Here is a 25,674-nt window from a genome sequence, read left to right as displayed (position 1 = left end):
ACCCATGCCTGTCTTTTCTCGGGCACAAAAAAACCAGCCTAAGCTGGTTTTTTTAGTTTGCGCTGGTTATTTCACCAGGGTGAGATGACCGCGACGTTTCGGCTTATCATTCTCGGCAGAAGCTTCGGCCACAGCCGGCTCATCTGTCTTGGGCTCATCAACCACTGAAAGGCCCAAGTCGCGGGCATCGGCCTCGAGCTGATAGGCTTCTTCCTGATCGAACACTGTGCCAGCGCCATTTTCTCTGGCGTAGATGGCGACAATCGAGGCCATAGGCAGTACCACCTGTTGCGGTACGCCGCCGAAGCGGGCATTAAACTCGATGAAGTCATGACCTATCTGCAAATTACCCACGGCACTGGCGGTAATATTAAGCACTATCTGTCCATCTTTCACATACTGCTGCGGTACTTGGGTACCGGGCACATAAGCGTCGACCACCACATGAGGGGTCAGCTCGTTATCCATGAGCCAGTCGTAATAGGCCTGTAACAGGTAAGGACGGTTAGGGGTCATAGGTTTCATCTTAGATACCCATGCGCATTTCGCGCTCAGCCTCGGTCAAAGACGCCTTGAATGAGTCACGGTCAAATAGACGTGTCATGTAGGCTTTAACTTCCTTGGCGGTACGGCTGTCCAGCTCGATGCCCAGTACTGGCAGACGCCACAACAGTGGGCCCAGGTAACAGTCGGCCAGACCAAACTCTTCGGCCATGAAGTAAGGCATCTCGTTAAAGATAGGGGCAATAGAGGTCAGGCTCTCCTGAAGCTCTTTACGCGCCTCATCGGCACGATCACCCTTACGGATGCGATCGACTAGGCTATACCAGTCGTTTTCGATACGGTGCATCATCAGACGCGTCTGGCCACGGGAAACCGGGTAGACAGGCATCAAAGGTGGATGCGGGAAACGCTCATCCAGATATTCCATTATGATGCGTGAGTTATATAGCACCAACTCACGGTCAACCAAAGTTGGCACTGTGTTGTATGGGTTTAGCTCAATAAGATCTTCAGGCATATCGCTAGGATCCACCTGCAGAACATCGACAGTCACTCCCTTTTCCGCCAAGACGATACGGACTTGATGGCTATAGAGATCGTCGGCGCCTGAAAACAGGGTCATGATTGAGCGTTTATTGGCAGCAACAGCCATTGATACCCTCCAAGATTTAAATATGAAAGCTAAAAAAGCAAAAACAAACGAGGGGCAAAGCCCCCCGTTTATAATATGCGGATAATATATTCTAACCTCTATTGGGGGTTAGTGTACATCTTTCCAGTACTCTTTCTTCAAGAGGTAGGCCACAATAAAGAAAATAAACAGGAAGCCCATTACCCACCAACCTAAGCTTTCACGCTCAAGTTTTACCGGCTCGCCTGAGTAAACCAGGAAGCCTGTGATGTCACGAACGACTTGATCATATTCTTCAGCAGTCAGCTTTCCACCAGTAGCAACGAAGCTACCGTCTTCTTGCTTAACCTGCAGACCTTGCAGCTCTTGCAGTACGTGCGGCATAGCCACTGACGGGAAGACAGTGTTGTTTACACCAAATGGACGAGTCTCATCTTTGTAGAAACTCTTCAGGTAGGTGTAGATCCAATCTTCGCCACGTACACGTGCAACCAGAGTCAGATCCGGTGGCGCTGCACCGAACCATTTCGCCGCGTCGACTTCAGGAATAGCATTTTCCATCAGGTCGCCGACTTTGGCATCGCCGTTGAGCATATACTTGTTACGCATATCGTCAACTGAGATACCCAGGTCTTCTGCTACACGGTTGTAACGCTGGTACTGAGTGCTGTGACAGCCTGAGCAGTAGTGCTGGAAAGTATCCAGACCACGTTGCAGTGACTCTTTGTCTTTCAGGTCGACGTTAGCACTTTCTAGATGAACATGGGCACCACCTGCAGCAAACGCAAGAGATGGTACTAATGTAACTAATGCAATCAGTAATTTTTTCATTAGTGGGTCAACCTCTCTGGTACAGGCTTAGTTTTCTCATTCTTACTGTATAACCACAGCGCTAAGAAGAAACCGAAGTATGTCAGAGTGAAGACGCGCGCAGCGATTGTCAGCGTTGGCGTCGCAGGTACGGCACCCAGGTAGCCTAAGATAACGAAAGATACGGCAAACTGACCAATGTTCAGCTTATGAATCATGCTACGGTAGCGGATTGACTTAACCTTACAACGATCTAACCAAGGTAGAACGAAGAGTACGGCAATCGCTAGACCCATACCCACAACCCCTAACAGCTTGTCAGGAATCGCACGTAGGATGGCGTAGAATGGTGTGAAGTACCAAACTGGCGCAATGTGCTCAGGTGTCTTCATCGGGTTAGCCGCTTCAAAGTTTGGCTTCTCGAGGAAGTATCCACCGCCTTCAGGCATGAAGAACAATACGTAGCAGAAGACGATCAGGAAGCCAGCGACACCCATGATATCTTTTACTGTGTAGTAAGGGTGGAATGGGATACCGTCTTTCGGCCAGCCATTCTCATCTTTGTTCTTCTTGATCTCGATACCGTCTGGGTTGTTAGAACCCACTTCGTGCAGAGCGATCAGGTGTAGGAACACCAGTACCACAAGCACCAATGGCAGCGCGATAACGTGTAGCGCGAAGAAGCGGTTCAGTGTCGCACCAGAAACAACGAAGTCACCACGAATCCATAGTGTCAGGTCGTCACCGATAACAGGGATAGCACCAAACAGAGAGATAATTACCTGTGCGCCCCAGTAAGACATCTGTCCCCAAGGAAGCAGGTAACCCATGAAAGCTTCAGCCATCAGTACGAGGAAGATCAACATACCGAACAGCCACAGCAGCTCACGAGGCTTCTGATAAGAACCGTAGATCAGACCACGGAACATGTGCAGATAAACCACCACGAAGAAGGCCGATGCACCGGTTGAGTGCATGTAACGCAGCAACCAGCCGTACTCGACATCACGCATGATGTATTCGATAGAGGCGAAGGCACCTTCTGCGGTTGGTACATAGTTCATGGTCAACCAGATACCGGTCAGCAGCTGGTTAACCAGTACTAGCATGGCTAGCGAGCCAAAGAAGTACCAGAAGTTGAAGTTGGTCGGCGTCGCATATTGACCTACGTGACGGTTGTAGGTCGCCGTCATAGGGATGCGCGCATCAATCCAATCGATAATATTCTTAACCATTATGCAGCCCCCTGGTCGACACCGATGATCACGTTGCCGTCATCAATGTATTGATGAGGTGGAACAACTAGGTTCAACGGCGCTGGAACACCCTGGAATACACGACCAGCCATATCAAACTTAGAGCCATGACATGGGCAGAAGAAACCAGAAGCGACGCCTTCAACCTGTTCACCGAATGTATCAGGCAGATACGTTGGAGAACAACCTAAGTGCGTACATAGACCAACGGCAATAAAGTACTCAGGCTTGATTGAGCGAACGGCGTTCTGCGCGTAGGCAGGTTGTTGCTCTTCGTTAGACGCTGGATCGCGCAACTTATCATCGTGAGTAGCAAGACCCTTTAAGATCTCTTCAGTGCGGCGGACAACCCATACAGGCTTTCCACGCCATTCAACACGGATCAGCTGACCCGGCTCTAACTTACTAATATTTACTTCTACCGGCGCACCTGCAGCTTTCGCTTTGGCACTCGGATTCCACGACTTTATAAAAGGAACCGCTACAGCGACGGCACCAGCACCACCCACTACGGCGGTTGCTGCGGTCAGGAATCTGCGACGTCCGGTATCGACTGGCGCATTGCTCATCCACTTATCTCCAGAGAGTGTTGGAATTTTTGTTTTAAAAATTTTTGAAATTGGGGTTTTACCCCAAAGCGCAAAAATCAAATTTGAGGCGGGGCTCATTATAGCCAAAAATTAGAAGCAGATCATAGTAAAACAAAGCACAAAGTTAACTATGTTAGGAAATTGCTCATTCTAGAAGAAAATGTGCAGCAAGAGCGGGATAAAACTGTCAGGATTTTACCTGATAAAATGGTAAACGAGAATAACAATCAAAACTAAATTAGTAACTTGCAGAAATAAGCGATAAAAAAGCCCGAACTCGTCGGGCTTTAATCTCAATAATCCTCAATGAGAACTATTTCGCGTCGGCGCTCTTCATATACTTGAAGAAATCACCTTCCGGCTCGAGCACCATAACGTTAGAACCGTTACCGAAACTCGCCTGATAAGCCTCAAGACTACGCAGGAAAGAGAAGAACTCAGGGTCCTTCTTATAAGCATCGGCGTAGATCTTAGCTGCGATGGCATCCCCCTCACCACGCACCTGCAACGCCTTACGTTCGGCTTCTGCGATCTGAATGGTCACGCTGGCGTCTGTCTTGGCACGAATGATCTCAGACTGCTCCTTACCCTGAGCGCGGTGCTCTTTCGCCACAGCGGTACGCTCGGCGCGCATACGCTGGTAGATGCTAGAGCTCACGTTGGCAGGCAGGTTGATCTGCTTAACACGCACGTCGACCACCTCGATACCCAGATCCTGGGCGCTATCAGAGGCATTTCGAAGCGCATCTTGCTGCAGCTCATCGCGGCTACCAGAGACGATATCCTTAATGGTACGACGACCAAACTCGGTACGCAGGTCGTTGTTGATCTTACGCTGAAGCAGAGACTCCGCCTGAACCTTATTACCACCATTGGTCGCGAGATAGTACTTCTCGTGATCTTTGATGCGCCACTTCACGTAAGAGTCGACCATCAAGTCTTTCTTCTCTGAGGTGACGAAACGATCCGCCGCGCCATCCATGGTCTGGATGCGAGAGTCGAGATACTTGATCTTATCGATCACCGGCAGCTTGATATGCAGACCCGGCTTATAGATGCGGGTTACCCCCTCATCTTTGATGATCTTACCAAAGCGCGACACGATAGCGCGTTCACCCTCGTTGACCACCATCAGGGACGATAGACCCATAGCGACTAAGATGGCCGCAATAATAACAGATAATCTACCCATGATTAGTTTCTCCCCTGGCGAGTGCGGTCGCTACGAGAAGGCCTTCCATCTAACGGCATGCCAACACTATTTACTATGCTGTTAACTGAGTCATTGACCGAGTCTGCCTCGACAGGCTTGCTGGTCTTGGTCTGTGGACGCTGCTCCATTAACTTATCCAGTGGCAGATACATCATGTTGTTGCCCGCCTTCGAATCCACCAGCACCTTGTTGGTACCCGAGAGGACATTAGACATGGCATCTATGTAGAGACGAGCACGCGTCACTTCCGGCGCCGCCTTATATTCAGGCAACAGCTTCTCGAAGCGAGCCACCTTACCGCGAGCCTCTAGGATCTCACGCTCTTTATAGGCGTTCGCCTGCTGCTCCATGCGCTGCACCGTACCGCGAGCCTTAGGCTCGACTTCACGAGAATAGGCTTCGGCTTCACGAATGAAACGTTGCTCATCTTCCTGTGCGGCGATAGCGTCATCAAAGGCGTCTTTCACCTCTTCCGGCGGACGGGCCGGCAAGAAGTTCACGTCGCGGATCTCTATGCCCAGGTTATAAGGCTTGATGATGCGCTCGACCTCTTCCCAGGTGTCACGACGGATCTGATCACGACCTGTGGTCAGGATATCGTCCATCTTGTTGTGGCCCACCACATAACGCAGCGCGCTATCGGTAGCCTCACGTAGGCTCGAATTGGCATCGACCGCGCTAAACAGGTAGCGATAGGCATCGACCACAATATACTGTACATCCAGCTCCACCAGGACGACGTTCTCGTCGGCGGTGAGCATGCTGCCCGAGGCTGGAATTGAGCGAACGTTGCTCACGTTCACTGGGAAGACTTCATCGATGAAGGTCGCCTTCCACTGTAGGCCCGGCTCCACTTGGCCAATATACTTGCCAAAGCGTAGCGCCACACCCTTTTCGGCTTCTTTCACCGTATAGAAACCTGACAGGCCCCATACGACAACGGCGATGCCTAATACAATGATAAAACCTAGCGCGCTGAATCCACCGCCAGCGCCATTTCCTTTACCCCCAAAACGCTTCGAAATATTCTTAAATACTTCGTCGAGATCTGGCGGCCCCTTGTCATTGCCGTTCTTGTTTCCCCAAGGGTCTTGACCCTTGTTACCGGGCTCGTTCCAAGCCATTTAGCACTCCATAGGTGTATGAAATAAACGAGATTACTAAAAACTACTCTATTGCTGCGGTTTCAACAATAAAGGTTTCCAACTCCCCTTGGCTCTGCTTCGCTAATCGGTGCCAGTCGGCCTCCAACAAACGAACAGACAAGATACAGTTCCCCAGATCGTCATACTCTTTCTGCTGTATCACATCCAGTCGATAAAACTGACCAAGATAATGCCCGGCCGTCGCCGGAATTCGCAAGGTAAGCTCCAATATGGCCCGTCCAACCAACTGGTTGATGGCCTTTTCGAGCAAATCCAAGCCTAGACTCTGCTGGGCCGAAACCCAAACACGTATAGGGACCCCATCGCCGTCATAGTCGATCTTAGGTCCCACATCTTCCAACAGATCTATCTTGTTACAGACGATCAACTGTGGAATCTCTTCGGCGCCAATCTCTTTGAGTACCAGCTGTACCTGTTCAAAATTGTCGCCCATGTTTTCATCAGCACTGTCGACCACATGCAGCAGAAGATCCGCTTCGCGGGTTTCCTGCAGGGTGGCCTTAAACGCCGCCACGAGATCATGGGGAAGGTGTCTGATGAAACCGACCGTATCGGCCAAAATGACCGAACCGTCTTGTAAGTCTAACTTACGCAGGGTCGGATCGAGTGTCGCAAACAGCTGGTCGGCGGCATAGACCTCGGAGACGGTCAAGGCGTTAAATAGGGTCGACTTACCGGCATTGGTGTAACCCACCAAAGACACGGTGGCGAGCTCGCTTCGCTGCCTCGCCCGGCGACTCTGTTCACGCTGTTTATCGACCTTTTCCAGCCGCTTGTTGATGGTCTTAATGCGACCACGCAGCAGACGTCTGTCGGTTTCCAGCTGGGTTTCACCCGGTCCCCGCAGGCCGATACCACCTTTTTGCCGTTCAAGGTGAGTCCAACCACGAATCAGGCGCGTCGACATGTGGCGCAATTGCGCTAGCTCCACCTGCAACTTACCCTCATAGGTCCTGGCGCGCTGAGCAAAAATATCCAAAATCAGCGTCGTACGGTCTAAGACCCGACACTGACAGATCAGCTCAAGATTACGCTCTTGTGCAGGACTCAAGGCGTGGTTAAAAATCACCACATTGGCGTCAGTGGCGGCAACCATGGCTGCCAACTCTTCCGCTTTACCTGTACCAACAAAATACTTTCTATCTGGAGAACGACGACTTCCCGTGATCACGCCAACGGTTTCAGCGCCTGCCGATTCGACCAATAAACGAAGTTCGGTAATATCTTCCCTACTGTCTTCATCTGAAAAGTCGATATGGACAAGTACTGCAGCTTCTCCCGCCTCATAGCGTTCAAACAAAAATCGAACTCCTCAGGAAATTACTCAGCGCTATCGTCATGTGATGCATTGTAACCCGCCGCCTGGTTAGGCGTATTGTGATGGCTGCTCACGTTAAATGGACGCGCAGGCACCACGGTAGAGATAGCGTGCTTATAAACCATCTGGCTGACAGTGTTCTTCAATAAAATAACAAACTGATCGAATGACTCAACTTGTCCCTGAAGCTTGATACCGTTAACTAGGTAGATAGATACCGGAACGCGTTCACGTCGTAATGCGTTCAAAAATGGGTCTTGTAAAGATTGCCCCTTTGCCATTATGTAATTTCCTTTTTATTAAAATTAATTAAAACCTAATACAGCATCAATTTCTGGTTTGGTTTTAGTATTATATAGAGTGAATGAATTAGCTAGCGACAATGCTCTAATAGTCGCGCCAGATTAGATTCATCCCCACTCTCCAGCCAATTTAGATCAGCCCATCCTCGCAACCATGTTAATTGACGCTTGGCCAATTGCCTAGTCGCAACTATGGATTTTTCGACCATAGTATCATAGTCATATTCCCCATCGAGATACTGCCACACCTGGCGATATCCGACACATCTCATCGAAGGTAGGTCTAGATGCAGATCCGCTCGCGCCTTGAGCCGCTGCACCTCTTCGACGAAACCTTGATTTAACATCAATTTGAATCTTTCTGCTATAGCAAGGTGTAGCACTTTGCGATCTTTCGGCGCTATGCCAAATTGCACCACCTTATAGGGCAAGGCTTCGGCCTTCACCTGGGTCAACTCGGTCAGACTCTTGCCGCTAATCCGGTACACCTCGATCGCCCGCGACAGACGCTGGGGATCGTTAGGGTGGATCCGATCAGCCGATACAGGGTCAATCTGACGCAGCTCGTCATGTAGCGCCTGCCAGCCTTTGGCTTCGACCTCTTTGGCTATCTCGGCCCGAATCGCCTCATCTGCCGATGGCAATGGCGACAGGCCTTCGAGTAGCGCCTTAAAGTAGAGCATGGTACCGCCCACCAACAGAGGCGTCTTGCCCGCAGCGAGGATCGCTTCGATATTGGCAATAGCATCGCTGCGAAAATCCGCCGCCGAATAGCTCTCACTGGGATCGCGAATATCGATCAAACGGTGCGGCGCGCGGCTTAGCTCTTCCTGGGTCGGTTTGGCGCTGCCAATATCCATGTCCCGATAGATGAGCGCCGAGTCGACCGAGATGATCTCGCAGTTATGCTGCTCGGCCAATGCCATCGCGAGCGCTGTCTTACCCGACGCCGTCGGCCCCATCAGGGTGATAATTGTCGGCTGACTCTCGCTATTCACTCGTTTGCTCACCTAACCATGTTTGCCAAGGCATCACCTTGGCCAAAGATAAAATTTCTTGCTGCTGCGACTCGGGTAACCCCATGAGGCCGGCCCAGAGTCGGCTCGCCGAATTAAACTGTTCACCCGACTGGTTCACCAACCAGTTAACCAGGGCTTCCGTTGTCGGCTCTTCGAAGCGAATCCACTGGAGAAACTCAGGGATCACGCTCGCCAGCTGACTCTGCCTTAGATATGGGGGCACTTTTTTAATTATCAACTGGCCGAGGCGAATAGTTAGCTCTAAACCCAATTTTCTAACCAAAAGCTCTCTTTCGACCAAGGTTTGCTGCCAATCTTCATCCACCTTGACCGACACAGGCATCAACAGCGGCTGACCAATCAGCCCCGCATCCAGCTTGGCTTCAATCTCGCGGCGGGTCACTTCGCGCGCCGCACAGCTAAGGCTCAATAGCGCCAGCTCACTACCCCTGACTAAGAGCCAATATTGACCGTCGAGCACCTGAGGCATGGGCGGAAGATGGCTGTCATCTGCTTGGTTTGCCTGACTCGACACGCCTGGCGTGGTCATCAACTGGGCATAACTATCGACTGCCGCCTGGCTAGGAAGCTCGGTACTGGCATAGCTGCGCCCTCGCCCGCCAGACTGGCCGCTACCATAGCTGCTCATCTGGGTCTCTTGCACTCTCTGGCCACCTGCTTGGCGACTGGCTTCGCGCTCGCCATAGGCTGGGCGTTCATTCGCAAGCCATAAGGCGTTTTCTTCGGTATCGCCATGGGCAATCTGATTAGAGCCTGTGTCACTTTGCTGAGTCTGTAGCGGACGAATATAGGAGGCGGATCTATTCTGGTCAGTTACCTGAGTGTCGAGTGCTGCCTCGAAGGCTAACTCGCTCGACTGACGCAGTGCCGATTCCAGCGCCTGCAGGATAAAGTCATGCACATATCGGCTCTCGTGGAAGCGCACCTCATGCTTGGCCGGATGCACGTTGACATCCACCTGATGGGGATCCAGGTTCAGCATGAGCACGAAGGCGACCTGCTCCCCCTGCAGCTGCTGGGCAAAGGCCTGACGCACCGCATGATTGACCAGGCGATCACGCACTAGGCGGCCGTTTACATAGAAATATTGAGTATCGCCAACCGCCATCTCGCTAAATGGCGACTGAATGTAGCCGCTGAGGCTAAGACCATTATGGTTACAATCTACCCTGAGGGCATTGTCGGCGAAGGCCTTGCCGCTGACCTGCGCCAGGCGCTGCAGATACTGCGCCTCTGTCTTGGCCGGGCGGTAATTACGCACCTGCTTGCCGTTGTGCTTAAGGGTAAAATGGATCTCGCTGCGCACCAGAGCGATACGTTTAAGCCACTCATCGATATGGGTAAATTCTGTCTTATCGCTCTTTAAGAATCGACGTCTGGCCGGGGTATTGAAGAAGAGATCCGCCGCCTCCACCGTCGAACCGACAGGGTGCGCCGCCGGGATCACCCGAACCGCCATCTCGGAGCCCTCGGCATAGGCCTGCCAGGCCTCGCTCTGCTCCTGGGTGCGGGAGGTTAACGTCAAGCGGGATACCGAACTGATACTGGCCAGCGCCTCGCCGCGAAAGCCAAAGCTTAAGATGGCATCGAGGTCGTCTAACGAGGCCAGCTTAGAGGTGGCATGACGGGACAGTGCCAGACTCAGCTCCTCCTTGGGAATGCCTGAGCCGTTGTCGGTGATCTTAATCAGCTTGCTGCCGCCCTTGTCTATTTCGATATCGACCCGGGTCGCACCGGCATCCAGGCTGTTCTCTACTAACTCCTTGATCACAGAGGCAGGACGCTCTACCACCTCCCCGGCGGCAATCTGGTTAGCCAGTTGAGGAGGCAAAATACGTATGGTCATCTTGGCTCCTTAGGCCCGGGGAATGATCAGCTTCTGACCGATGTAGAGGGTATTAGACTTGAGCTTGTTGGCCTTCTTGATGCTATCGACCGACACCTGGTAACGGTGGGCGATCACAGACAGTGACTCACCTGCGGTCACCTTGTGTTTGATGCCGCTCTTACTGGCCATCATGGTATTGGCCGGAGGATTATTCTCGAAATAGCGCACCACGCCTTTGTGGACGGCGTTGGCGATATTGTTCTGGTGATCCCTCTGGGTCAACAGGCGCTCCTCTTTGTGGTTCGAGATAAAGCCTGTCTCCACCAGGATAGAGGGAATATCCGGCGACTTGAGTACCGCCAGGCTGGCCGCCTCAGGCTTGTGCTTGTGCAGGCGAGTCACCTTGCCCAGATTAGCCAGCACATCTCCGGCGATGTTATGGCTAATCGCCATGGATCTGTCCATCGACATATCCAGCAGGGTCATGGCCAGATACTGCTCGTTATCCGCATTCTGGATAATCTCACCGGCACCGCCCAGCAGCTCTGAGTGCTTCTCTTTCTGCTCTAACCAACGACCAATCTCACTGTTGGCGCGGCGCATCGACAGCACCCACACAGAGGCTCCTTGTGGTTGCGGTGAGGTAAAGGCGTCGGCGTGAATCGACACCAGCAGGTCGGCCTTGCTGTTGCGGGCGATCTCCGAGCGTTTGTTCAGATTGACAAAGTAGTCACCGGAACGTGTCATGATGGCGCGCATGCCCGGCGTGGCGTTGATCTTGGCCTCCACCTTCTTGGCTATCTGCAGCGCCACCTTCTTCTCATAGATGCCAGAGGGGCCGATGGAGCCGGGATCGTCGCCGCCATGGCCGGCATCGATGGCCACTATGATATCCCTAAGCTTCTGCTCAGGCTCGACCTTTACCGTCTTAGGACTCTGGTTGCCCCCTTCAAGATCCACCACCAGCCGATTGCCGTAAGGCGCCGTGGGCGACAGGGCAAAGAGGTTAGCCTTGGCAGGCTTAACCAGATCGATCACTAGCCTAAGGGTGCCCTTCTTGGGCGGCTTGCTGATACGCACCCGCTTAACCAGCTTACTGTTGTTCTCGATCTTATTGAGATCCAGCCCGGTAGCCGTGGTCGTCAGATCCACCACCAAACGGTAGGGACTGGTGAGGGTGAAGTGGGAATATTTTGGCGGCTCGCGCAGGTCAAACACCACCCGCGTGGATTCTGGCGCCGCCCAGATACGCACGCCTTCCAGTTTATTTGCGCTATAGGCAACGGAAGGAATGCATAGCAAGACTATCAATAATAGGCGTTTTATTAGTGACTCAGTTCTTATCATTATTATGTAAACTATCTAACAAAATCTCTCCGGCGCGCGAGTGCGCCGTCAGCATGACCTCTCGGCCCTGTTGATGATACTGAATATGGATCGCCAGATCCGCCTCGGGCAGTAGGCCGACGCCCTTATCGGGCCACTCGACAATACACAGGCTCGACTCGGTAAAGTAGTCTCGAATCCCCATAAACTCGAGCTCTTCTGGATCACTTAGTCTATATAGATCAAAATGATACACATCAATATCACCTAGCTCATAGGGCTCAACCAGCGTGTAGGTCGGACTCTTCACCGCCCCCTTATGTCCCAGGCTCTGAATGAGGCCACGACTAAAGGTTGTTTTACCCGCCCCCAGTTCACCACTCAAATAGAGGGTCAATGGCGGCTTGATCGCACTGGCTAGCCTTTGACCTAAGCTAACGGTTTCTGCTTCATTTTCAAGATAAACTTTTACTGGTGTCATCGTATCTATCGCTAATTAAGGACAATCCTTTTTTGAGCCAGATACTTTAACCTAAACCGGCGTTTATCTAAACAGACATTACTGTATTTTAATGCTGAGGCTAAATCTTATCGACCAGGGCGCGTATGTGAGCAAACAGATCGCAGGCAAGCATGCCTCGCTCGCCATCTTTCGCGGCCAGATCCGCTGCGGCCCCATGAACCACCACTCCGGCGCTCGCCGCCTCCATCTTAGCCATTCCCTGGGCCATCAAGGCCGCTATGATGCCACCTAGGACATCACCGCTGCCGCCGCTGGCGAGACCAGGATTTCCCACCGGCGCCACATGACACACCTTACCGTCATAGATAAGTGTGCCTGCGCCCTTGAGCACCACCACGCCGCCATATTTAGCCTGCAAGGCATAGACGGCGGCGAAGCGATCCGCCTCCACCTCGGCGATGCTAATCCCCAACAACCTGGCGGCCTCACCGCTGTGAGGGGTCAACACCCAATTACTCTGGCGTGAAGGCTCGAGCGCCAGCAGATTAAGTGCATCGGCGTCCATCACACAGGACTTGTCGCTCAGCCCTGTCGCCTTAAGCAGGTTGTAGCCCCAGTCGTGTTTACCCAGTCCTGGACCAATCAGCAGAATATCCGCCCAGCCCAAGCGTTGATACACTTCCATATCCACCAGCTCGCAGCCCCAGAACATAATTTCCGGTCGCCCCGAGTTCACCACGGTCAAATGCTCGGGTCTTGAAATCACCGCCACCAGTCCGGCGCCCGCCCGCAGACAGCTCTCGGCAGCCAGACGTGGTGCCCCGGCCATGCCGATATCGCCGCCGATAACGGTCACCTTACCGCAGGCCCCCTTGTGGCTGTTCTGCGCCCTGGCAGGCAATCCGAGGTCCGTCAGCCTGTGGGCAATGTTAAGCACCTTAGACTCTGGCAGATACTCCTGCAGACCGATATCGGCAAACCAGAGCCTGCCAACACAGTCCCTGGCCTTACCCGTGATCAGTCCCTGTTTCGGCGCGCCGAAGGTCAAGGTCACATCGGCCTTTACCGCTAGCTGACCGGCGCCGGTATCCACATCGATACCCGATGGCACATCTAAGGATAAGATCCAGGGAGAATAACGATTGATCGCCACTATCATCTCGGCAAAGGGGGCACGTAGCTCACCCTTGACACCCGTGCCTAGCAGGCCATCGACGACGACCTCGGCCTCCTTGAGCGCCTCTTCATAGTCAGATAACTGATGCCCGCCCGCGGCGAGAAAGGCCGCCTTGGCGTAGCTGATCCCCTCGCCCGCCTCAGAACGCTCCACCGCATAGAGGGCGACATCACAGCCAGATTCGAGCAGCAGGGTGGCGCAGATATAGGCATCGGCGCCATTGTTGCCATAACCCGCCAACACCAGAATTTTACTATTGAGCTTACCCTCTCGTTGCAGCAACTCGAAGGCCGACTGTCCGGCGCTGTCGATCAATTGGCACAAGTTAGCCTCACCGGACGCGATCAAGCGCGCTTCGGCATCACGAATCATCTGCGCCGTATATAAGGCCGATGGTAGCTGCCCGTCACTAAACAACATCTGGATTCTCCTTAACAAGACTCATCACCGGGGCGGGTTACCCTATGCCTAAGCATATTCGATATTTGAGTTTTTAATCGCCAATAGATTCCGCTTAAACGCCAGAGAATGTAAGAAGTTTGATCTGGCACAATAAATCCACCGCCTCAGCGACAAAAAGGCCAACGAGGCGATAACAAAACATTTCATCAAACTGAATTGAACTCGCTAATCAGTCAGTCAAATTACTGAGCTAGATGCGCCAGAAATCGCGATATAGATGCAAGAAAGTGATAATTTTGCTCTAACGTAAGAAGAAAAAAGCAATGAAAAATAATTAGCTATAAATGCCTGCTTGCAATTGTCTCGGCATAAATGAAAAAAGGCGCCCAAGGCGCCTTTTTATTAAGTTTCTCACTAGCAACCGGCTAGAAAGCTCAACTTAAATGAGCTCAGATTATATGTCTTCCATTCTCAGGCTGCTGTGCACCAGACGTTGCTGCTGGATCTTCTCGACACGCACCAGATCGTTGAGTGCGTTCTTCACATCACCCGGTACAGAGGATTCCGCCGTCTTCTCAAATAAGCCGATCAGACGGTTGTCGAGATCCAGGTGCAGCTCCAACAGATCATCTTCGTTCATGTTGGCCGCAGGAATCACCTCCTGGCAGCGTTTGATGAAGTCTTCAAACACGATATCGTTGTACCAGAGTTCCAGCAGACGGCGTGGCGCCTCTTCGATGTAGTCATCGATCTTCTGAGAAACTTCTTTCTCATGTTGTTGCAAATACTCCAGCATCAATTTCACGCGAGACGAGTCTACCGCACTGTGCAAACGCGCATATAAACGGGCCATTTCCAAGCGACACTTAGAGACATATGCCAACTGTTCATTAAGTTGTTGAAATCTCATCTTTCCTTCTCCAATCGATGCCAAGTTTTAGGCGTTAATACTGATTTAATTTCATTATGGGAGTAATTAGCACAGTTTTTTTTGAACAATGTCATAGTTTGCGCACTTCTGAAGTCGCTACATTAGACAAGCTTAAAGAATTTTATCTCACATCACGCAAATGGCATTTTTGTGATCTTCACGCCGATAAAGGGCCAATAATCGCTAGCTTAAGGGCTTTATGGACAAAACAGACGATGAACGACTCACTAAAATAATCGTCCTAAAATGAATAAAAATTCACCAAAGTAAAACCATGGCGCGGAATCGATTACAGCAAAAAAACAGACGACTAGATGACTCTCAGGGTACAAACAAAGGAAAACTGGAAGCTGAAACTAGCGGGAGAAAATTTGCAGCGACATATCGGGTTCGAATCGGTAAATCTAAAAACTCGACCTATGTCTTCTCGATCTAAGACTTGGCAAGGTATCGCCCTTTTGCTCCATACAAAGAGTCAACTGAGCTAATGTCGCAAGGCCGAATTAGATGATTGGTGCTAGCGGGAGAAAATTTGGAGCGACATATCGGATTCGAATCGGTAAATCTAAAAACTTGACCTATACCTTGGCAAGGTATCGCCCTTTTGCTCTATACAAAGAGTCAACTGAGCTAATGTCGCAAGGCCGAATTAGATGATTGGTACTAGCGGGAGAAAATTTGGAGCGACATATCGGGTTCGAACCGATGACCTATACCTTGGCAAGGTATCGCTCTACCAACTGAGCTAATGTCGCATAAATTTTGGAGCGACATATCGGGTTCGAACCGATGACCTATACCTTGGCAAGGTATCGCTCTACCAACTGAGCTAATGTCGCATAATTTTGGAGCGACATATCGGGTTCGAACCGATGACCTATACCTTGGCAAGGTATCGCTCTACCAACTGAGCTAATGTCGCAAAATCTGTGAGTCTGGATATTGGTGTAGCCAAACTTTTGTAATTTGGAGCGACATATCGGGTTCGAACCGATGACCTATACCTTGGCAAGGTATCGCTCTACCAACTGAGCTAATGTCGCATAAATTTTTTCGAGCTAAATTAACTGTCATTATCAACAAAAGGTATCGTCTTTCACCTTTTATCAACTGAGCTAATGTCGCATTTCAATCTTTACCAGCGAACACGCCAGTAAAAAGTTGAGGCCGCATTATAGGAGAATTTCGCCCCTCTGCAACCCCCTAATTTAAAATTTTCTACCGTTTGGTCAAATTTTAAATACTTTCTCACGATAATATCGGAGTTCGGCGATCGATTCCTGGATATCAACCAGTGCCTGATGTGTGCCCTGCTTCTTAAAACCGTCCATCACCTCTGGCCTCCAGCGACGCACTAACTCTTTGACAGAACTGACATCTATGTTGCGGTAGTGGAAATAATCTTCCAAAGTCGGCATGTAACGATTCAAGAAACGTCTGTCCTGACCTATGCTGTTGCCGCACATTGGCGATACACCGGCAGGTACATGCTCAGATAAGAAGGCAATCGTCTGCTCGATGGCATCTTGCTCGCTAAAATCACTCGCCCTGACTCTGTCGATCAGACCCGACTCGCCGTGATGCTTCTGGTTCCAGTCATCCATCGCCGCAAGCACATCTTCACTCTGATGGATGGCAATCACTGGCCCTTCCGCCAAGATGTTTAACTCCTTGTCGGTCACAATCGTAGCTATCTCAATGATTCTGTCGACCTCGGGCTCTAGTCCCGTCATCTCCAGATCTACCCAGATCAGATTTGTTTCATCTGCAGCCATATATCTGCCTTATCAATGCGTGTTTGCCTAAATTCAGGCTTTTTTATTTAAGACCGTGTATCATACTGCTTTTTTAGAAGACACAAAATAACCTTATTTTGACGATGACGACACTGTGAGTAAAAAGAAACCCCTAAGCCAAGGCCAACGCCGCCGCATGCGCGCCAATCATGAGAAACGGCTGCAGCGCAAAGACGCAAAAGAAACAACCATTGAGTTACAGGATAGCTCACTGGGGCCAGAACAGCTGGGCACCGTCATCTCTCGCTTCGGCCAACACGCTGATGTCGAAACGGAAAACGGTGAACTGGTTCGCTGTAACATTCGCCGAAATATTCAAAGCCTGGTCACCGGCGATAAGGTGATCATGCGCCAAGCCAGTGAAACCACAGCCACCATAGCCGGCGTGGTCGAGGCCGTTCATCCGAGACACTCCTCACTGTCGCGGCCGGATCTCTACGACGGCATCAAGATCATCGCCGCCAATATCGATCAGATACTCATAGTCTCTTCCGTGGTACCTAGCTTTACCACTCAGATTATCGACCGCTATCTGGTGGCCGCCGAAGACACAGGCATAGCCCCGGTCATCATACTCAACAAGATAGATCTACTCAGCGACGAAGAGGCTCCTGCCGTCGAGGCCGCGCTGGAGCGCTACCAGGCCATCGGCTATCAGGTATATCGCGTCAGCAGCAAGTCTGGCGAAGGGGTCGAGGCGATCAAGACCCTATTAAAAGACAAGGTCAGCGTGTTTGTCGGTCAGTCAGGTGTGGGTAAGTCATCGCTGATCAACGCCCTGCTGCCGGAAGCCGAACTCATTACAGGCGACGTGTCCGAAACCTCGGGCCTTGGCCAACACACCACCACCACGGCCAAGTTGCTACACTTCCCAAGCGGCGGCGATCTGGTGGACTCTCCCGGTGTGCGTGAATTCGCCCTATGGCACCTGCCTGCCGAGCGTGTCGGCTGGTGCTTCGTTGAATTCAGGGATTACCTAGGCACCTGCAAGTTTAGAGACTGTAAACACAAGAATGACCCTGGCTGCGCCATCACCCAGGCCTTCGAGGAAGGCAAGATCGCCCAGGACAGGTACCAGAACTACCACAGAATTATCGACAGCCTGGACGAGCAGCGCCACGCCCGTCATTTCAAAAACGATAACGACTAACTAAATTAAGAACAGCCAAACTGGATTTGAAGGAAAACAGACAGTGGACAAATTGAAGATTGCCTTGCAATACATAATGCCGAAACACCTGCTCTCGCGACTCGTGGGTAAACTGGCAGCCGCCGAACTCGGCGCGGTAACGACAAGCGTAATTAAGTGGTTTATCAAGCAGTATAAGATAGACATGAGCGAGGCCGCACAGAGTGCACCCGAAGCCTACGCCAGCTTCAACCAGTTCTTCACCCGCGCCCTGAAGCCCGGTATCCGCCCCCTGTGTGACGATGACGACTATATCGTTCATCCGGTCGATGGCGCCGTCAGCCAATGCGGACCGATCAAAGAAGGCCGTATCTTTCAAGCCAAGGGACATGAATATTCGTCACTTGCCCTTTTAGGCGATCAAGCCGATGATGCCAAGCGCTTCGAAGGCGGCGACTTCGCCACCATCTATCTGGCACCTAAGGATTACCATAGAATCCACATGCCGATTAAGGGCACCCTGTCTAAGATGACCTATGTACCTGGCGAGCTGTTTTCGGTTAACCCACTAACGGCCGAGAATGTGCCCGGTCTGTTTGCCCGTAACGAGCGCGTGGTGGCCATCTTCGAAACCGAAATCGGCCCCATGGCCATGGTCTTGGTTGGTGCCACTATCGTGGCCAGCATAGAAACTGTCTGGGCAGGTACAGTCACGCCGCCGACAGGCAAGAAAGTCTTCACCTGGGACTATCCAACCGAGGGACCAGAGGCGATCACCTTGGACAAGGGCGAGGAGATGGGACGCTTCAAGCTGGGCAGCACAGTCGTCATGCTATTTGCCAAAGACGCGCTGGAACACTTTGCCGATGGCGTCGAGCCTAAGGCCGTTACCCGCATGGGTCAGGCCTTCGCCAAAATCGATTAGAGGAAATCTTGAACACAAGTAGCAGCGAACGCTCTGGCTTAATCGAACTGCATCTGGCCGTCCTCCTGTTTGGTGGTACGGCCCTTTTCTCCAAGCTGATTCCCCTCAGTGCCCTGGATATCACGGCACTTCGCTGCTGCATCGCCGCCCTTGCCCTCGCTCTGTTGGTCAAGGTCAGCGGCAAGCACCTCAGGCTCAATCGTGGTAAAGACTACGGCATCGCCCTGGGGCTCGGCATTATCGTCAGCCTGCACTGGGTCACCTACTTTGCCGCAATGCAGCTGTCATCGGTGGCCATCGGCATGATCGCCTTCTTTACCTATCCCGTGATGACGGTTCTGGTGGAGCCTTTCTTTACCGGCAAACGCCTGGAGCTGGCCGACATCATCAGCGGCATCTGTGTCCTGCTGGGCGTCAGCCTGCTGATCCCAGAGGCCAATCTGGGTAACGATGTCACCCTAGGGATCATCATAGGCGTTCTGTCGGCGGCCCTGTTCACCGCCAGAAACCTGCTGCACAAGCGCTACTTCGCCAGCTACAGCGGCGCCCAAGCCATGTACTACCAGACAGGGGTCAGCGCCCTGTTCCTGCTGCCTTGGCTCGAGGTCGACCCAAGCGCCATCCAAGCCAACGTCTGGTGGTTGGTGATCCTCTTAGGCATAGTCTTTACCGCCGCACCCCACGCCCTGTTTACCTCGGCGCTGCGTCAGCTAAGCGCTAAGACGGTCAGCCTGGTCTCCTGCCTGCAACCCCTTTATGGTGCCCTGTTAGCCCTGTTGATCCTGGGCGAGGGACTCGCCATGAAGACGCTGATTGGTGGCGCCTTGGTAGTCTTCACCGCCGTCTATGAGACCCAGAAGAGCCATAAGGCCAACCGCGCCCAAAAGGCCAAATCCTAAGGCATTTTCGTCGCAGGCAAAGGAAACGCCACACGGGTCAAATTAACCGATTCATAGATATCATTTTTGAACTAACTTGGTAATATATAAGCGTCCATTGATGCTGGTGTGAACAAAGCGGCTTATGTCTCGTATATTACTGATTATTCTCTGTCTAATCTCATTCTCAGGCGCCGCAAATTCGCCCCTGAATCTCAACAAACGCCTGGGACTAGGACAGGAGCCTCAGGTCGCCAGCAAGAGCACCGCCGAGCAGCTGAGTCTGCTGGAGGAGCAGCTCACCGAGCAACAGGCCCTGCAGTCCAGCTTCGACGCCATCATTCACCAGTATCAGAGCCAGAAACAGGCCCTGACACAGCAGCTTAAAGAAGCCGCCACGCCGCTGGAATACAACCCTAATCAAGATCTCAGCCAGCAGGCGTCACTCTCCTACCTGAGACTGTCTGAGCTCAAAGAGACAGAGGCTAACCTGGCCACTCAGGTCAACGAGTTAATCAAACGCCAGCAACAGCTTCCTAGCCTGATAAGCCAAGCCAACCTGACCCTGGCCAAGCACAAACAGGCGACCAGCAATGACAACCAGCCCCTGAGCGAGATGCAGCGTCGCGTCTATGTTCAGAGCCTTTCGACCCTGGAATCTGAGCTGGCCAGCAGCCAGAAACAGATCGCCCTGACCCAACAGCAACTGGCGCTGGTGCGCAGCCAACTGGTGCAGCAAGAAGCCCTTATCGAACGTCTCAACGGCGCCATCGCCGAGCAGCGTCACAAGGCAACGGCGGCCACCATCGCCGCCAGTCAGATAGAAACCTCCATCACAGACGATGCCATCGCCATCAAGTTGAACGCGCAGAACCAGGCCTATGGCGAGCAGCTGAAACAGCTGACCCATGAGGTCACCAATGTGATGACACAGCAGGAGCAGGCCGAGACCCAATACCAGTTCCAGGCCAAGCAGATCACTAATATTCAGCAGCAGATCGCCTTGGTGAAGCTTAACTCGGCCTTCGGCGAGCGCTTCCTGCGTATCCTCTACTCACTGCCCAAGCCGCCAAGCCAGGACAAGATCAGCAATGAGATCGCCAATGCCCGTCTGGCCCGCTATCAGATAGAGCAAGACCAGACACTGCATCCGCTGCTCGGCGCCGTCGAGCAGCTCACGCCGCTGCAGAGCAAGCTGGTCGGTGCCCAGAAAGAGCTGCAGCGCCAGCTGCTGGAAAACTATGATCTCTACCTTGGCGAACTGGCCGAGTTAAGGGTTTTGTATGAGCAGCTAGGCCAGCAGTATCAGACTCTTAAGACCACGCTCAACGAGCACCTGTTTTGGGTGGCCAATGCCAACAGCATAGACGGCTACTGGCTGGGCGACCTGTATCAGAGTACCCAATGGCTGCTGACCCAGGCGCCTTGGCATCAGGTACAGGACTCACTAAGCGAACAGAGCACCCTCTGGTCCTGGTGGGTGATCTTGATGGTGCTCTGCCTGGTAATGCAGGACTTGGTCACACCTAAATTTACTCAGCTGATGGCGAAGAACGTCACCTATGTAGGTAACGTCACGCAAGATAAGTTTATCTATAGTTTCAATACCTTGATTGGCTCGCTGCTCTATAGCTGCATCAAGCCACTGCCATTGATCAGCGGCGGTCTGATCTTCTACTTCAGCAACCATAACCTGGTCTCCTCGGTGGGCATGGGCATACTGGCCATAGGCATGCTGTACCAGCTCTATCGCCTCACCTATCTGCTGGCGCTGGATAAGGGCTTGTTAATCGGCCACTTCAAGGGCGACAAGGCGATCATACGCGCCGGTCAGCAACGCCTACGCGCCCTGACCGTACTTGCGATGCCGATTGTCGGCGTGATCGGCTTCACCGAGGTGCTAGAAACTTCGCTGGTGCGCAACAGCCTGGGACGCGGCGCCTTCATCCTACTGGCCCTCATGCTGTTCTGGTTCTACCGCGACATGCTGAGCCTGTCGAAGCAGGAACATCACTATCACCAGGACGATAAGAACAAGCGCTTGCTGCAGAAGCTGCTCTGGTCGATACTCATCCTGCTGCCACCAGCCTGTGCCGTGCTGGCCTTCAGGGGCTACTACTTCACCGCCTATCAGATGCTGCTGCAGCTGCAGCTGTCGTTGATCTTATCCCTAAGCTTTATGCTGCTGTATCAGTTGATTAAGCGCTGGATGCTGATCGAGCGACGCCGCATCGCCTTTAACCGCGCCAAGGCCAAGCGCGCCGAGATCTTGGCCCAGCGGGAGAAAGAAGATGACCCCAACAGTAACGAGCCACCGGACACCTATGAAGAGCCAGTGGTGGATCTGGAGACCATCTCCAGCCAGTCTCTGGGGCTGGTGCGTTCACTGCTAACGCTGGCCTTCCTGATCAGCCTGATCGGCCTCTGGACTCAGACCCATAGCGCCATCTTCTCGTTTCTGGATGGCATCACCCTGTGGACCAGCTCGAGCACGGTCGACGGCATCGCCCAGCAGCTCCCTATCACTCTCAAGTCCCTGCTGCTTGGCCTTATCATAGTCGGCTTCTCGCTGATGATAGCCACCAACCTGCCAGGTCTGCTGGAGCTGATGATTCTGCAGCGGCTAGATCTCACCCAGGGCACGGGCTTCGCCATCACCACTGTGAGTCGCTATCTGGTGGTCTTCTTCGGTATGCTCAGCGGCTTTTCCACCCTGGGGATGGAGTGGTCTAAGCTGCAATGGCTGGTCGCGGCGCTCTCGGTGGGCTTGGGTTTCGGCCTGCAGGAGATCTTCGCCAACTTCATCTCGGGCCTGATCATCTTGTTCGAAAAGCCGGTGCGTATCGGCGATACCGTCACCATTCGCGAGCTGACCGGTACGGTAAGTAAGATCCAGATCCGCGCCACCACGATTGTCGACTGGGACAGAAAAGAGATAATCGTCCCCAACAAGGCCTTCATTACCGAGCAGCTGATCAACTGGTCGCTGTCAGACCCGATCACTAGGGTGATCGTCTATGTCTCGGTCGCCAGGGACTCAGATCCCGCGCGAGTCGAGGCGGCGCTCTATCAGGCGGTTAAGGAGTGTGACGATGCCCTGACCACGCCGGAGCCCGAGGTCTGGTTTGCCGGATTTGGTCAGCATACTCAGGACTACGAGATCCGCGCCTATGCCAAGGATATGAACACCCGCTGGCCGCTTAGGCATAAGCTGCACAAGCAGGTCAGTAAGAAACTGAGAGAGAATCATCTGGAGCTCGCCTATCCGCAGCTCGAGGTGCATATTAGTGGTCAAAGTAAAGAGACTCAGGGGATAATTAGAAGCTAATGCGTGTCTATGCTCACCGCGGTGCCAGCGGCTATGGCGCCGAAAATACCCTGGCCGCCATCAAGAAATCGGTCGCCCTGGGCTGTAACGCCGTGGAGATCGACGTGCACAGCGTCGAAGGCGAACTCTATGTGTTTCACGACAGGCGTCTCGACGGCAAAAGTTCGGGTACAGGTCTTATCGAGGCGGTGACTCAGGAGTATCTGGCCGGCGTTACCGTTGATGGCGAGCCCATCCCTAAACTCTGGGAGCTGCTGGAGTACCTGCAACCCTTCGATGCCCTGATCAACATAGAGCTCAAAGGGCTAAACTCCCTCGGCCCCTTCATGGCCCTCTACCCAGAAATCCTGGAGAAGCTCAACTACCGCCCCGATCAGCTGCTAATCTCATCTTTCCATCACGGCTTTCTGTTCACCCTGAGACAGGCCTTTCCCGAGATAGTGCTGGCGCCACTCATCGAGGGAGTGCCGGAAGACCTGGCCGCCATAGTCACTCGGCTAGAGGCCTTCTCCCTGCACCTGAGCGTCAACTTCGTCACCCGGGAGTTGGTGGAGGATGCCCACGCCCGCGGCGCCAAGGTGTTTGTCTATACCGTGGATAATCGCGACGATATCCACTATCTGTCGCAGATGGGCGTCGATGGCATCTTCAGTAATTTCCCCGATGTCAGCGCCGACTGCGTCCATCAACTGCTGCTGACCCGCTAGGGTCAGCGAGTGCCTACTCACCCTAAACTGCCCAACAAATAAGCAAAGTTCACCCTAGCGGTGGACACCTCTGCCATTTTTTGTCACTGTAGAACTAGGGCCTGTTTATCTTTCGCGTTCATTTTTGCAGCATTCTGTATCGATTTTATACAAGGCAGAGTGATTGTAATCTAGTGTGCTAGATCAATGAGCGATAACGCAGTAGAAAAATGATACAGACGCTGCCCGCAGGGTTCGTCTTGAGCACGTTCAACTCTTTGTTACTCGGCTTTTATATAGAATAACTATACTACAAGCCTCATGCCGCGATTTGAACGTGCTCAATTAGAACAAAATTTGTTCTCAAAAGGTCAACAGGCCCTACCCCACTTAAGTACTAAGCCAGGCGGGAGCATCTATAATGACTAGGTGCGAATGAAAAAAATTCGTCACCAAAATAAACCAGCCATTTTCTGGGTCTCATACAAAAATAATAACAGCCAAAAGGACTCGCTATGGAACACAAGCTACTGCTGCTGACCAGCGATAATGATAGATACCGCAGCCTGCTCGGCTCCTGTCACCTGCCACACCTGACACTGCTAGGCGACGATCCCCAGAGTATTCTCGATGCCGACATCTGGCTCGCCGAACCGCCATTGGCCGCCCCCTTGGTGGGCCATGCCAAACAGATCAAGTGGATGCAATCTACCTATGCCGGCGTCGATCTCCTGGTCAAACCCAGGCTGCGCCGCGACTACCAACTCACCAATGTGCGGGGGATCTTCGGCCCGCTGATGAGCGAGTACCTGTTTGGCTACCTGCTGGCCCACCAGCGTCAGCACAAGCAATATCAGTCACAACAGGCGGAGAAGATCTGGCGCCCGGGCAACTTTCGCACCCTGCAGGGGCAGGAACTGCTGCTGTTAGGCACAGGCAATATCGCCAAACACCTGGCACAGACCGCCAAACATTTCGGCATGCGGGTGACCGGCATCAATCGCGGCGCCAAGCCAACCATAGGCTTCGACAGCGTCGACACCCTGGCCAATCTGGCCCACCACATAGATAAGGCAGACGCCATCGCCGCCATACTGCCCAGCACGCCGCAGACCCAGGGGGCGCTCAACCAGGAGCTGCTGGCCATGATGAAGCCGGAGGCGATCCTCTTCAATCTGGGTCGCGGCGACGTGTTGGATCTCGACGCCCTCTACGCCCAGCTGCTGAGTCATCCCCAGCAGAACGCTATCCTGGATGTCTTCAATCAGGAGCCCCTGCCCCAGGAGCATCCCATCTGGTCGCTGGAGAATGTCATCATCACCCCACATATCGCCGCCCCGAGTTTCCCAGAGCAGGTGGTGGAGATCTTCGCCAATAACTACCACAAGTTCATCAAGGGAGAGCCCTTGAGCCATAAGGTCAACTTCGAGCGCGGCTATTAAGCTTAAATCATCCCTGGCGCTATCTGCCAAAGATAGCGCCTCCACTAAGCAGTAAATGCCTACCCCAACTCATCATAAGCCAGCAAATAAACCATCTTAACTTGGGGTAAGTGAATCTTTCATGCGCGCTTGCACTCATTACCGCCCTAGCCTACGCCCAGACAAAACGAAGTAAAATACGCGCCACCAATAGGCTGGAGGCCCCGAATTTAGTGGGCTGGCTCACAATTTTTAATTCCCCGCTTAGGCGCCATAGTGCACAGTCTATAACCAGGAGTTATTAGCAGTGAGAATCGTTTTCATTTATACTTGCATGCATCTGAAGTAGGGGAGTCACCTGTATGTATGTTTGCCTTTGCCACGCCATTACCGACAAGCAAATAAAAGAAGCTGTCGATCAAGGAGATATGTCTCTTGCCGACGTTAAGCGTCGTCTGGGTGTTGGCAATCAATGTGGTAAATGTAGCAAGATGGCCACCGAGATCATCCAGGCCCGCCTCGATGTAACCCCCAACTTCTACGAAGTGGCTTAG

At 52.6% G+C, this 25,674-nt stretch carries 23 protein-coding genes and 5 tRNA genes; 7 read left to right on the top strand and 21 right to left on the bottom strand.

The genetic code is table 11. The annotated features are described in order from the left end of the window. Positions 1-66 precede the first annotated feature (66 nt). The 21 genes from SHEW_RS02955 to orn form a co-directional block, all read right to left on the bottom strand. A complete protein-coding gene (locus tag SHEW_RS02955; RefSeq protein ID WP_011864380.1) occupies positions 67-525 on the bottom strand; it encodes a ClpXP protease specificity-enhancing factor in 459 nt (152 codons plus the stop codon). A 1-nt stretch (position 526) separates the two neighbouring features. Beyond that, on the bottom strand, positions 527-1,156 hold the full coding sequence (gene sspA, locus SHEW_RS02950; protein WP_011864379.1) for a stringent starvation protein SspA: 630 nt from the start codon (positions 1,154-1,156) through the stop codon (positions 527-529). 108 nt (positions 1,157-1,264) lie between these two features. Next, positions 1,265-1,966, bottom strand: coding sequence for a cytochrome c1 (locus SHEW_RS02945; protein WP_011864378.1), 702 nt, complete (start codon positions 1,964-1,966; stop codon positions 1,265-1,267). Further along, on the bottom strand, positions 1,966-3,180 hold the full coding sequence (locus SHEW_RS02940) for a cytochrome b (RefSeq protein WP_011864377.1): 1,215 nt from the start codon (positions 3,178-3,180) through the stop codon (positions 1,966-1,968). Before SHEW_RS02940 ends, SHEW_RS02945 begins: the two co-directional genes overlap by 1 nt. Beyond that, on the bottom strand, positions 3,180-3,770 hold the full coding sequence (petA, locus tag SHEW_RS02935) for a ubiquinol-cytochrome c reductase iron-sulfur subunit (RefSeq protein ID WP_011864376.1): 591 nt from the start codon (positions 3,768-3,770) through the stop codon (positions 3,180-3,182). Before petA ends, SHEW_RS02940 begins: the two co-directional genes overlap by 1 nt. Before the next feature lie 334 nt (positions 3,771-4,104). After that, positions 4,105-4,983, bottom strand: coding sequence for a protease modulator HflC (gene hflC / locus SHEW_RS02930; RefSeq protein ID WP_011864375.1), 879 nt, complete (start codon positions 4,981-4,983; stop codon positions 4,105-4,107). A 2-nt stretch (positions 4,984-4,985) separates the two neighbouring features. Next, positions 4,986-6,128, bottom strand: coding sequence for an FtsH protease activity modulator HflK (hflK, locus tag SHEW_RS02925; protein WP_011864374.1), 1,143 nt, complete (start codon positions 6,126-6,128; stop codon positions 4,986-4,988). Between the two features lie 43 nt (positions 6,129-6,171). After that, positions 6,172-7,470: a ribosome rescue GTPase HflX gene (hflX, locus tag SHEW_RS02920; protein ID WP_011864373.1), complete on the bottom strand. Its 1,299-nt coding sequence runs from the start codon at positions 7,468-7,470 to the stop codon at positions 6,172-6,174. Between the two features lie 20 nt (positions 7,471-7,490). Beyond that, complete coding sequence (hfq, locus tag SHEW_RS02915) at positions 7,491-7,769, bottom strand: RNA chaperone Hfq (RefSeq protein WP_011864372.1); 279 nt, start codon at positions 7,767-7,769, stop codon at positions 7,491-7,493. Positions 7,770-7,861: 92 nt separating this feature from the next. Beyond that, positions 7,862-8,788 carry a tRNA (adenosine(37)-N6)-dimethylallyltransferase MiaA gene (miaA, locus tag SHEW_RS02910; protein WP_011864371.1) on the bottom strand — a complete coding sequence of 309 codons (927 nt, stop codon included), beginning with the start codon at positions 8,786-8,788 and terminating at the stop codon, positions 7,862-7,864. Continuing rightward, complete coding sequence (gene mutL, locus SHEW_RS02905; protein ID WP_011864370.1) at positions 8,781-10,676, bottom strand: DNA mismatch repair endonuclease MutL; 1,896 nt, start codon at positions 10,674-10,676, stop codon at positions 8,781-8,783. The genes miaA and mutL overlap by 8 nt, the downstream gene beginning before the upstream one ends. Before the next feature lie 9 nt (positions 10,677-10,685). After that, positions 10,686-12,005 (bottom strand): N-acetylmuramoyl-L-alanine amidase, encoded by a 1,320-nt coding sequence (locus SHEW_RS02900; protein WP_011864369.1) that lies wholly within the window; start codon positions 12,003-12,005, stop codon positions 10,686-10,688. After that, the gene (gene tsaE / locus SHEW_RS02895; RefSeq protein ID WP_011864368.1) at positions 11,992-12,465 is read right to left on the bottom strand and encodes a tRNA (adenosine(37)-N6)-threonylcarbamoyltransferase complex ATPase subunit type 1 TsaE; all 474 of its coding nucleotides are present in this window, start codon (positions 12,463-12,465) and stop codon (positions 11,992-11,994) included. The genes SHEW_RS02900 and tsaE overlap by 14 nt, the downstream gene beginning before the upstream one ends. Before the next feature lie 100 nt (positions 12,466-12,565). Continuing rightward, on the bottom strand, positions 12,566-14,044 hold the full coding sequence (locus tag SHEW_RS02890) for a bifunctional ADP-dependent NAD(P)H-hydrate dehydratase/NAD(P)H-hydrate epimerase (protein ID WP_011864367.1): 1,479 nt from the start codon (positions 14,042-14,044) through the stop codon (positions 12,566-12,568). A gap of 436 nt (positions 14,045-14,480) precedes the next feature. Next, positions 14,481-14,936, bottom strand: a complete 456-nt coding sequence (locus tag SHEW_RS02885; protein WP_011864366.1) for a hypothetical protein — start codon at positions 14,934-14,936, stop codon at positions 14,481-14,483. Positions 14,937-15,490: 554 nt separating this feature from the next. Then, positions 15,491-15,597: transfer RNA gene (locus SHEW_RS20650), tRNA-Gly, on the bottom strand. A gap of 39 nt (positions 15,598-15,636) precedes the next feature. Beyond that, positions 15,637-15,712, bottom strand: a tRNA-Gly gene (locus SHEW_RS02880). Positions 15,713-15,720: 8 nt separating this feature from the next. After that, positions 15,721-15,796, bottom strand: a tRNA-Gly gene (locus SHEW_RS02875). Positions 15,797-15,803: 7 nt separating this feature from the next. Continuing rightward, a tRNA-Gly gene (locus SHEW_RS02870) sits at positions 15,804-15,879 on the bottom strand. A 45-nt stretch (positions 15,880-15,924) separates the two neighbouring features. Then, a tRNA-Gly gene (locus tag SHEW_RS02865) sits at positions 15,925-16,000 on the bottom strand. Positions 16,001-16,186: 186 nt separating this feature from the next. Further along, positions 16,187-16,732: an oligoribonuclease gene (gene orn, locus SHEW_RS02860; protein WP_011864365.1), complete on the bottom strand. Its 546-nt coding sequence runs from the start codon at positions 16,730-16,732 to the stop codon at positions 16,187-16,189. A 115-nt stretch (positions 16,733-16,847) separates the two neighbouring features. Between orn and rsgA the strand changes: the two genes are divergently transcribed. From rsgA to SHEW_RS02825, 7 genes are all read left to right on the top strand, one after another. Continuing rightward, entirely contained in the window at positions 16,848-17,903 is a 1,056-nt protein-coding gene (gene rsgA / locus SHEW_RS02855) for a small ribosomal subunit biogenesis GTPase RsgA (RefSeq protein WP_041406337.1), read from the top strand. 43 nt (positions 17,904-17,946) lie between these two features. Further along, positions 17,947-18,807 carry an archaetidylserine decarboxylase gene (asd, locus tag SHEW_RS02850; protein WP_011864363.1) on the top strand — a complete coding sequence of 287 codons (861 nt, stop codon included), beginning with the start codon at positions 17,947-17,949 and terminating at the stop codon, positions 18,805-18,807. An 8-nt stretch (positions 18,808-18,815) separates the two neighbouring features. After that, positions 18,816-19,706, top strand: a complete 891-nt coding sequence (locus tag SHEW_RS02845) for a DMT family transporter (protein ID WP_011864362.1) — start codon at positions 18,816-18,818, stop codon at positions 19,704-19,706. 124 nt (positions 19,707-19,830) lie between these two features. After that, positions 19,831-23,013, top strand: a complete 3,183-nt coding sequence (locus SHEW_RS02840; protein ID WP_011864361.1) for a mechanosensitive ion channel domain-containing protein — start codon at positions 19,831-19,833, stop codon at positions 23,011-23,013. Beyond that, a complete protein-coding gene (locus SHEW_RS02835) occupies positions 23,013-23,720 on the top strand; it encodes a glycerophosphodiester phosphodiesterase (RefSeq protein ID WP_011864360.1) in 708 nt (235 codons plus the stop codon). Before SHEW_RS02840 ends, SHEW_RS02835 begins: the two co-directional genes overlap by 1 nt. Positions 23,721-24,214: 494 nt before the next feature. After that, positions 24,215-25,141, top strand: coding sequence for a D-2-hydroxyacid dehydrogenase (locus tag SHEW_RS02830; protein WP_011864359.1), 927 nt, complete (start codon positions 24,215-24,217; stop codon positions 25,139-25,141). 341 nt (positions 25,142-25,482) lie between these two features. After that, on the top strand, positions 25,483-25,674 hold the full coding sequence (locus SHEW_RS02825; RefSeq protein ID WP_011864358.1) for a bacterioferritin-associated ferredoxin: 192 nt from the start codon (positions 25,483-25,485) through the stop codon (positions 25,672-25,674).

It is taken from the genome of Shewanella loihica PV-4, from assembly GCF_000016065.1.
Lineage (GTDB): Bacteria > Pseudomonadota > Gammaproteobacteria > Enterobacterales > Shewanellaceae > Shewanella > Shewanella loihica.
This window is presented reverse-complemented; position numbering and strand designations above follow the sequence as displayed.

Coding starts and splice junctions, on each gene's coding strand:
- SHEW_RS02955 (WP_011864380.1), bottom strand. CDS start 525: ATGAAACCTATGACCCCTAACCGTCCTTACCTGTTACAGGCCTATTAC.
- SHEW_RS02830 (WP_011864359.1), top strand. CDS start 24,215: ATGGAACACAAGCTACTGCTGCTGACCAGCGATAATGATAGATACCGC.
- tsaE (WP_011864368.1), bottom strand. CDS start 12,465: ATGACACCAGTAAAAGTTTATCTTGAAAATGAAGCAGAAACCGTTAGC.
- hflK (WP_011864374.1), bottom strand. CDS start 6,128: ATGGCTTGGAACGAGCCCGGTAACAAGGGTCAAGACCCTTGGGGAAAC.
- SHEW_RS02825 (WP_011864358.1), top strand. CDS start 25,483: ATGTATGTTTGCCTTTGCCACGCCATTACCGACAAGCAAATAAAAGAA.
- orn (WP_011864365.1), bottom strand. CDS start 16,732: ATGGCTGCAGATGAAACAAATCTGATCTGGGTAGATCTGGAGATGACG.
- SHEW_RS02900 (WP_011864369.1), bottom strand. CDS start 12,005: ATGATAAGAACTGAGTCACTAATAAAACGCCTATTATTGATAGTCTTG.
- SHEW_RS02945 (WP_011864378.1), bottom strand. CDS start 1,966: ATGAAAAAATTACTGATTGCATTAGTTACATTAGTACCATCTCTTGCG.
- SHEW_RS02835 (WP_011864360.1), top strand. CDS start 23,013: ATGCGTGTCTATGCTCACCGCGGTGCCAGCGGCTATGGCGCCGAAAAT.
- SHEW_RS02940 (WP_011864377.1), bottom strand. CDS start 3,180: ATGGTTAAGAATATTATCGATTGGATTGATGCGCGCATCCCTATGACG.
- SHEW_RS02890 (WP_011864367.1), bottom strand. CDS start 14,044: ATGTTGTTTAGTGACGGGCAGCTACCATCGGCCTTATATACGGCGCAG.
- SHEW_RS02840 (WP_011864361.1), top strand. CDS start 19,831: ATGTCTCGTATATTACTGATTATTCTCTGTCTAATCTCATTCTCAGGC.
- sspA (WP_011864379.1), bottom strand. CDS start 1,156: ATGGCTGTTGCTGCCAATAAACGCTCAATCATGACCCTGTTTTCAGGC.
- SHEW_RS02885 (WP_011864366.1), bottom strand. CDS start 14,936: ATGAGATTTCAACAACTTAATGAACAGTTGGCATATGTCTCTAAGTGT.
- hfq (WP_011864372.1), bottom strand. CDS start 7,769: ATGGCAAAGGGGCAATCTTTACAAGACCCATTTTTGAACGCATTACGA.
- mutL (WP_011864370.1), bottom strand. CDS start 10,676: ATGACCATACGTATTTTGCCTCCTCAACTGGCTAACCAGATTGCCGCC.
- petA (WP_011864376.1), bottom strand. CDS start 3,770: ATGAGCAATGCGCCAGTCGATACCGGACGTCGCAGATTCCTGACCGCA.
- hflC (WP_011864375.1), bottom strand. CDS start 4,983: ATGGGTAGATTATCTGTTATTATTGCGGCCATCTTAGTCGCTATGGGT.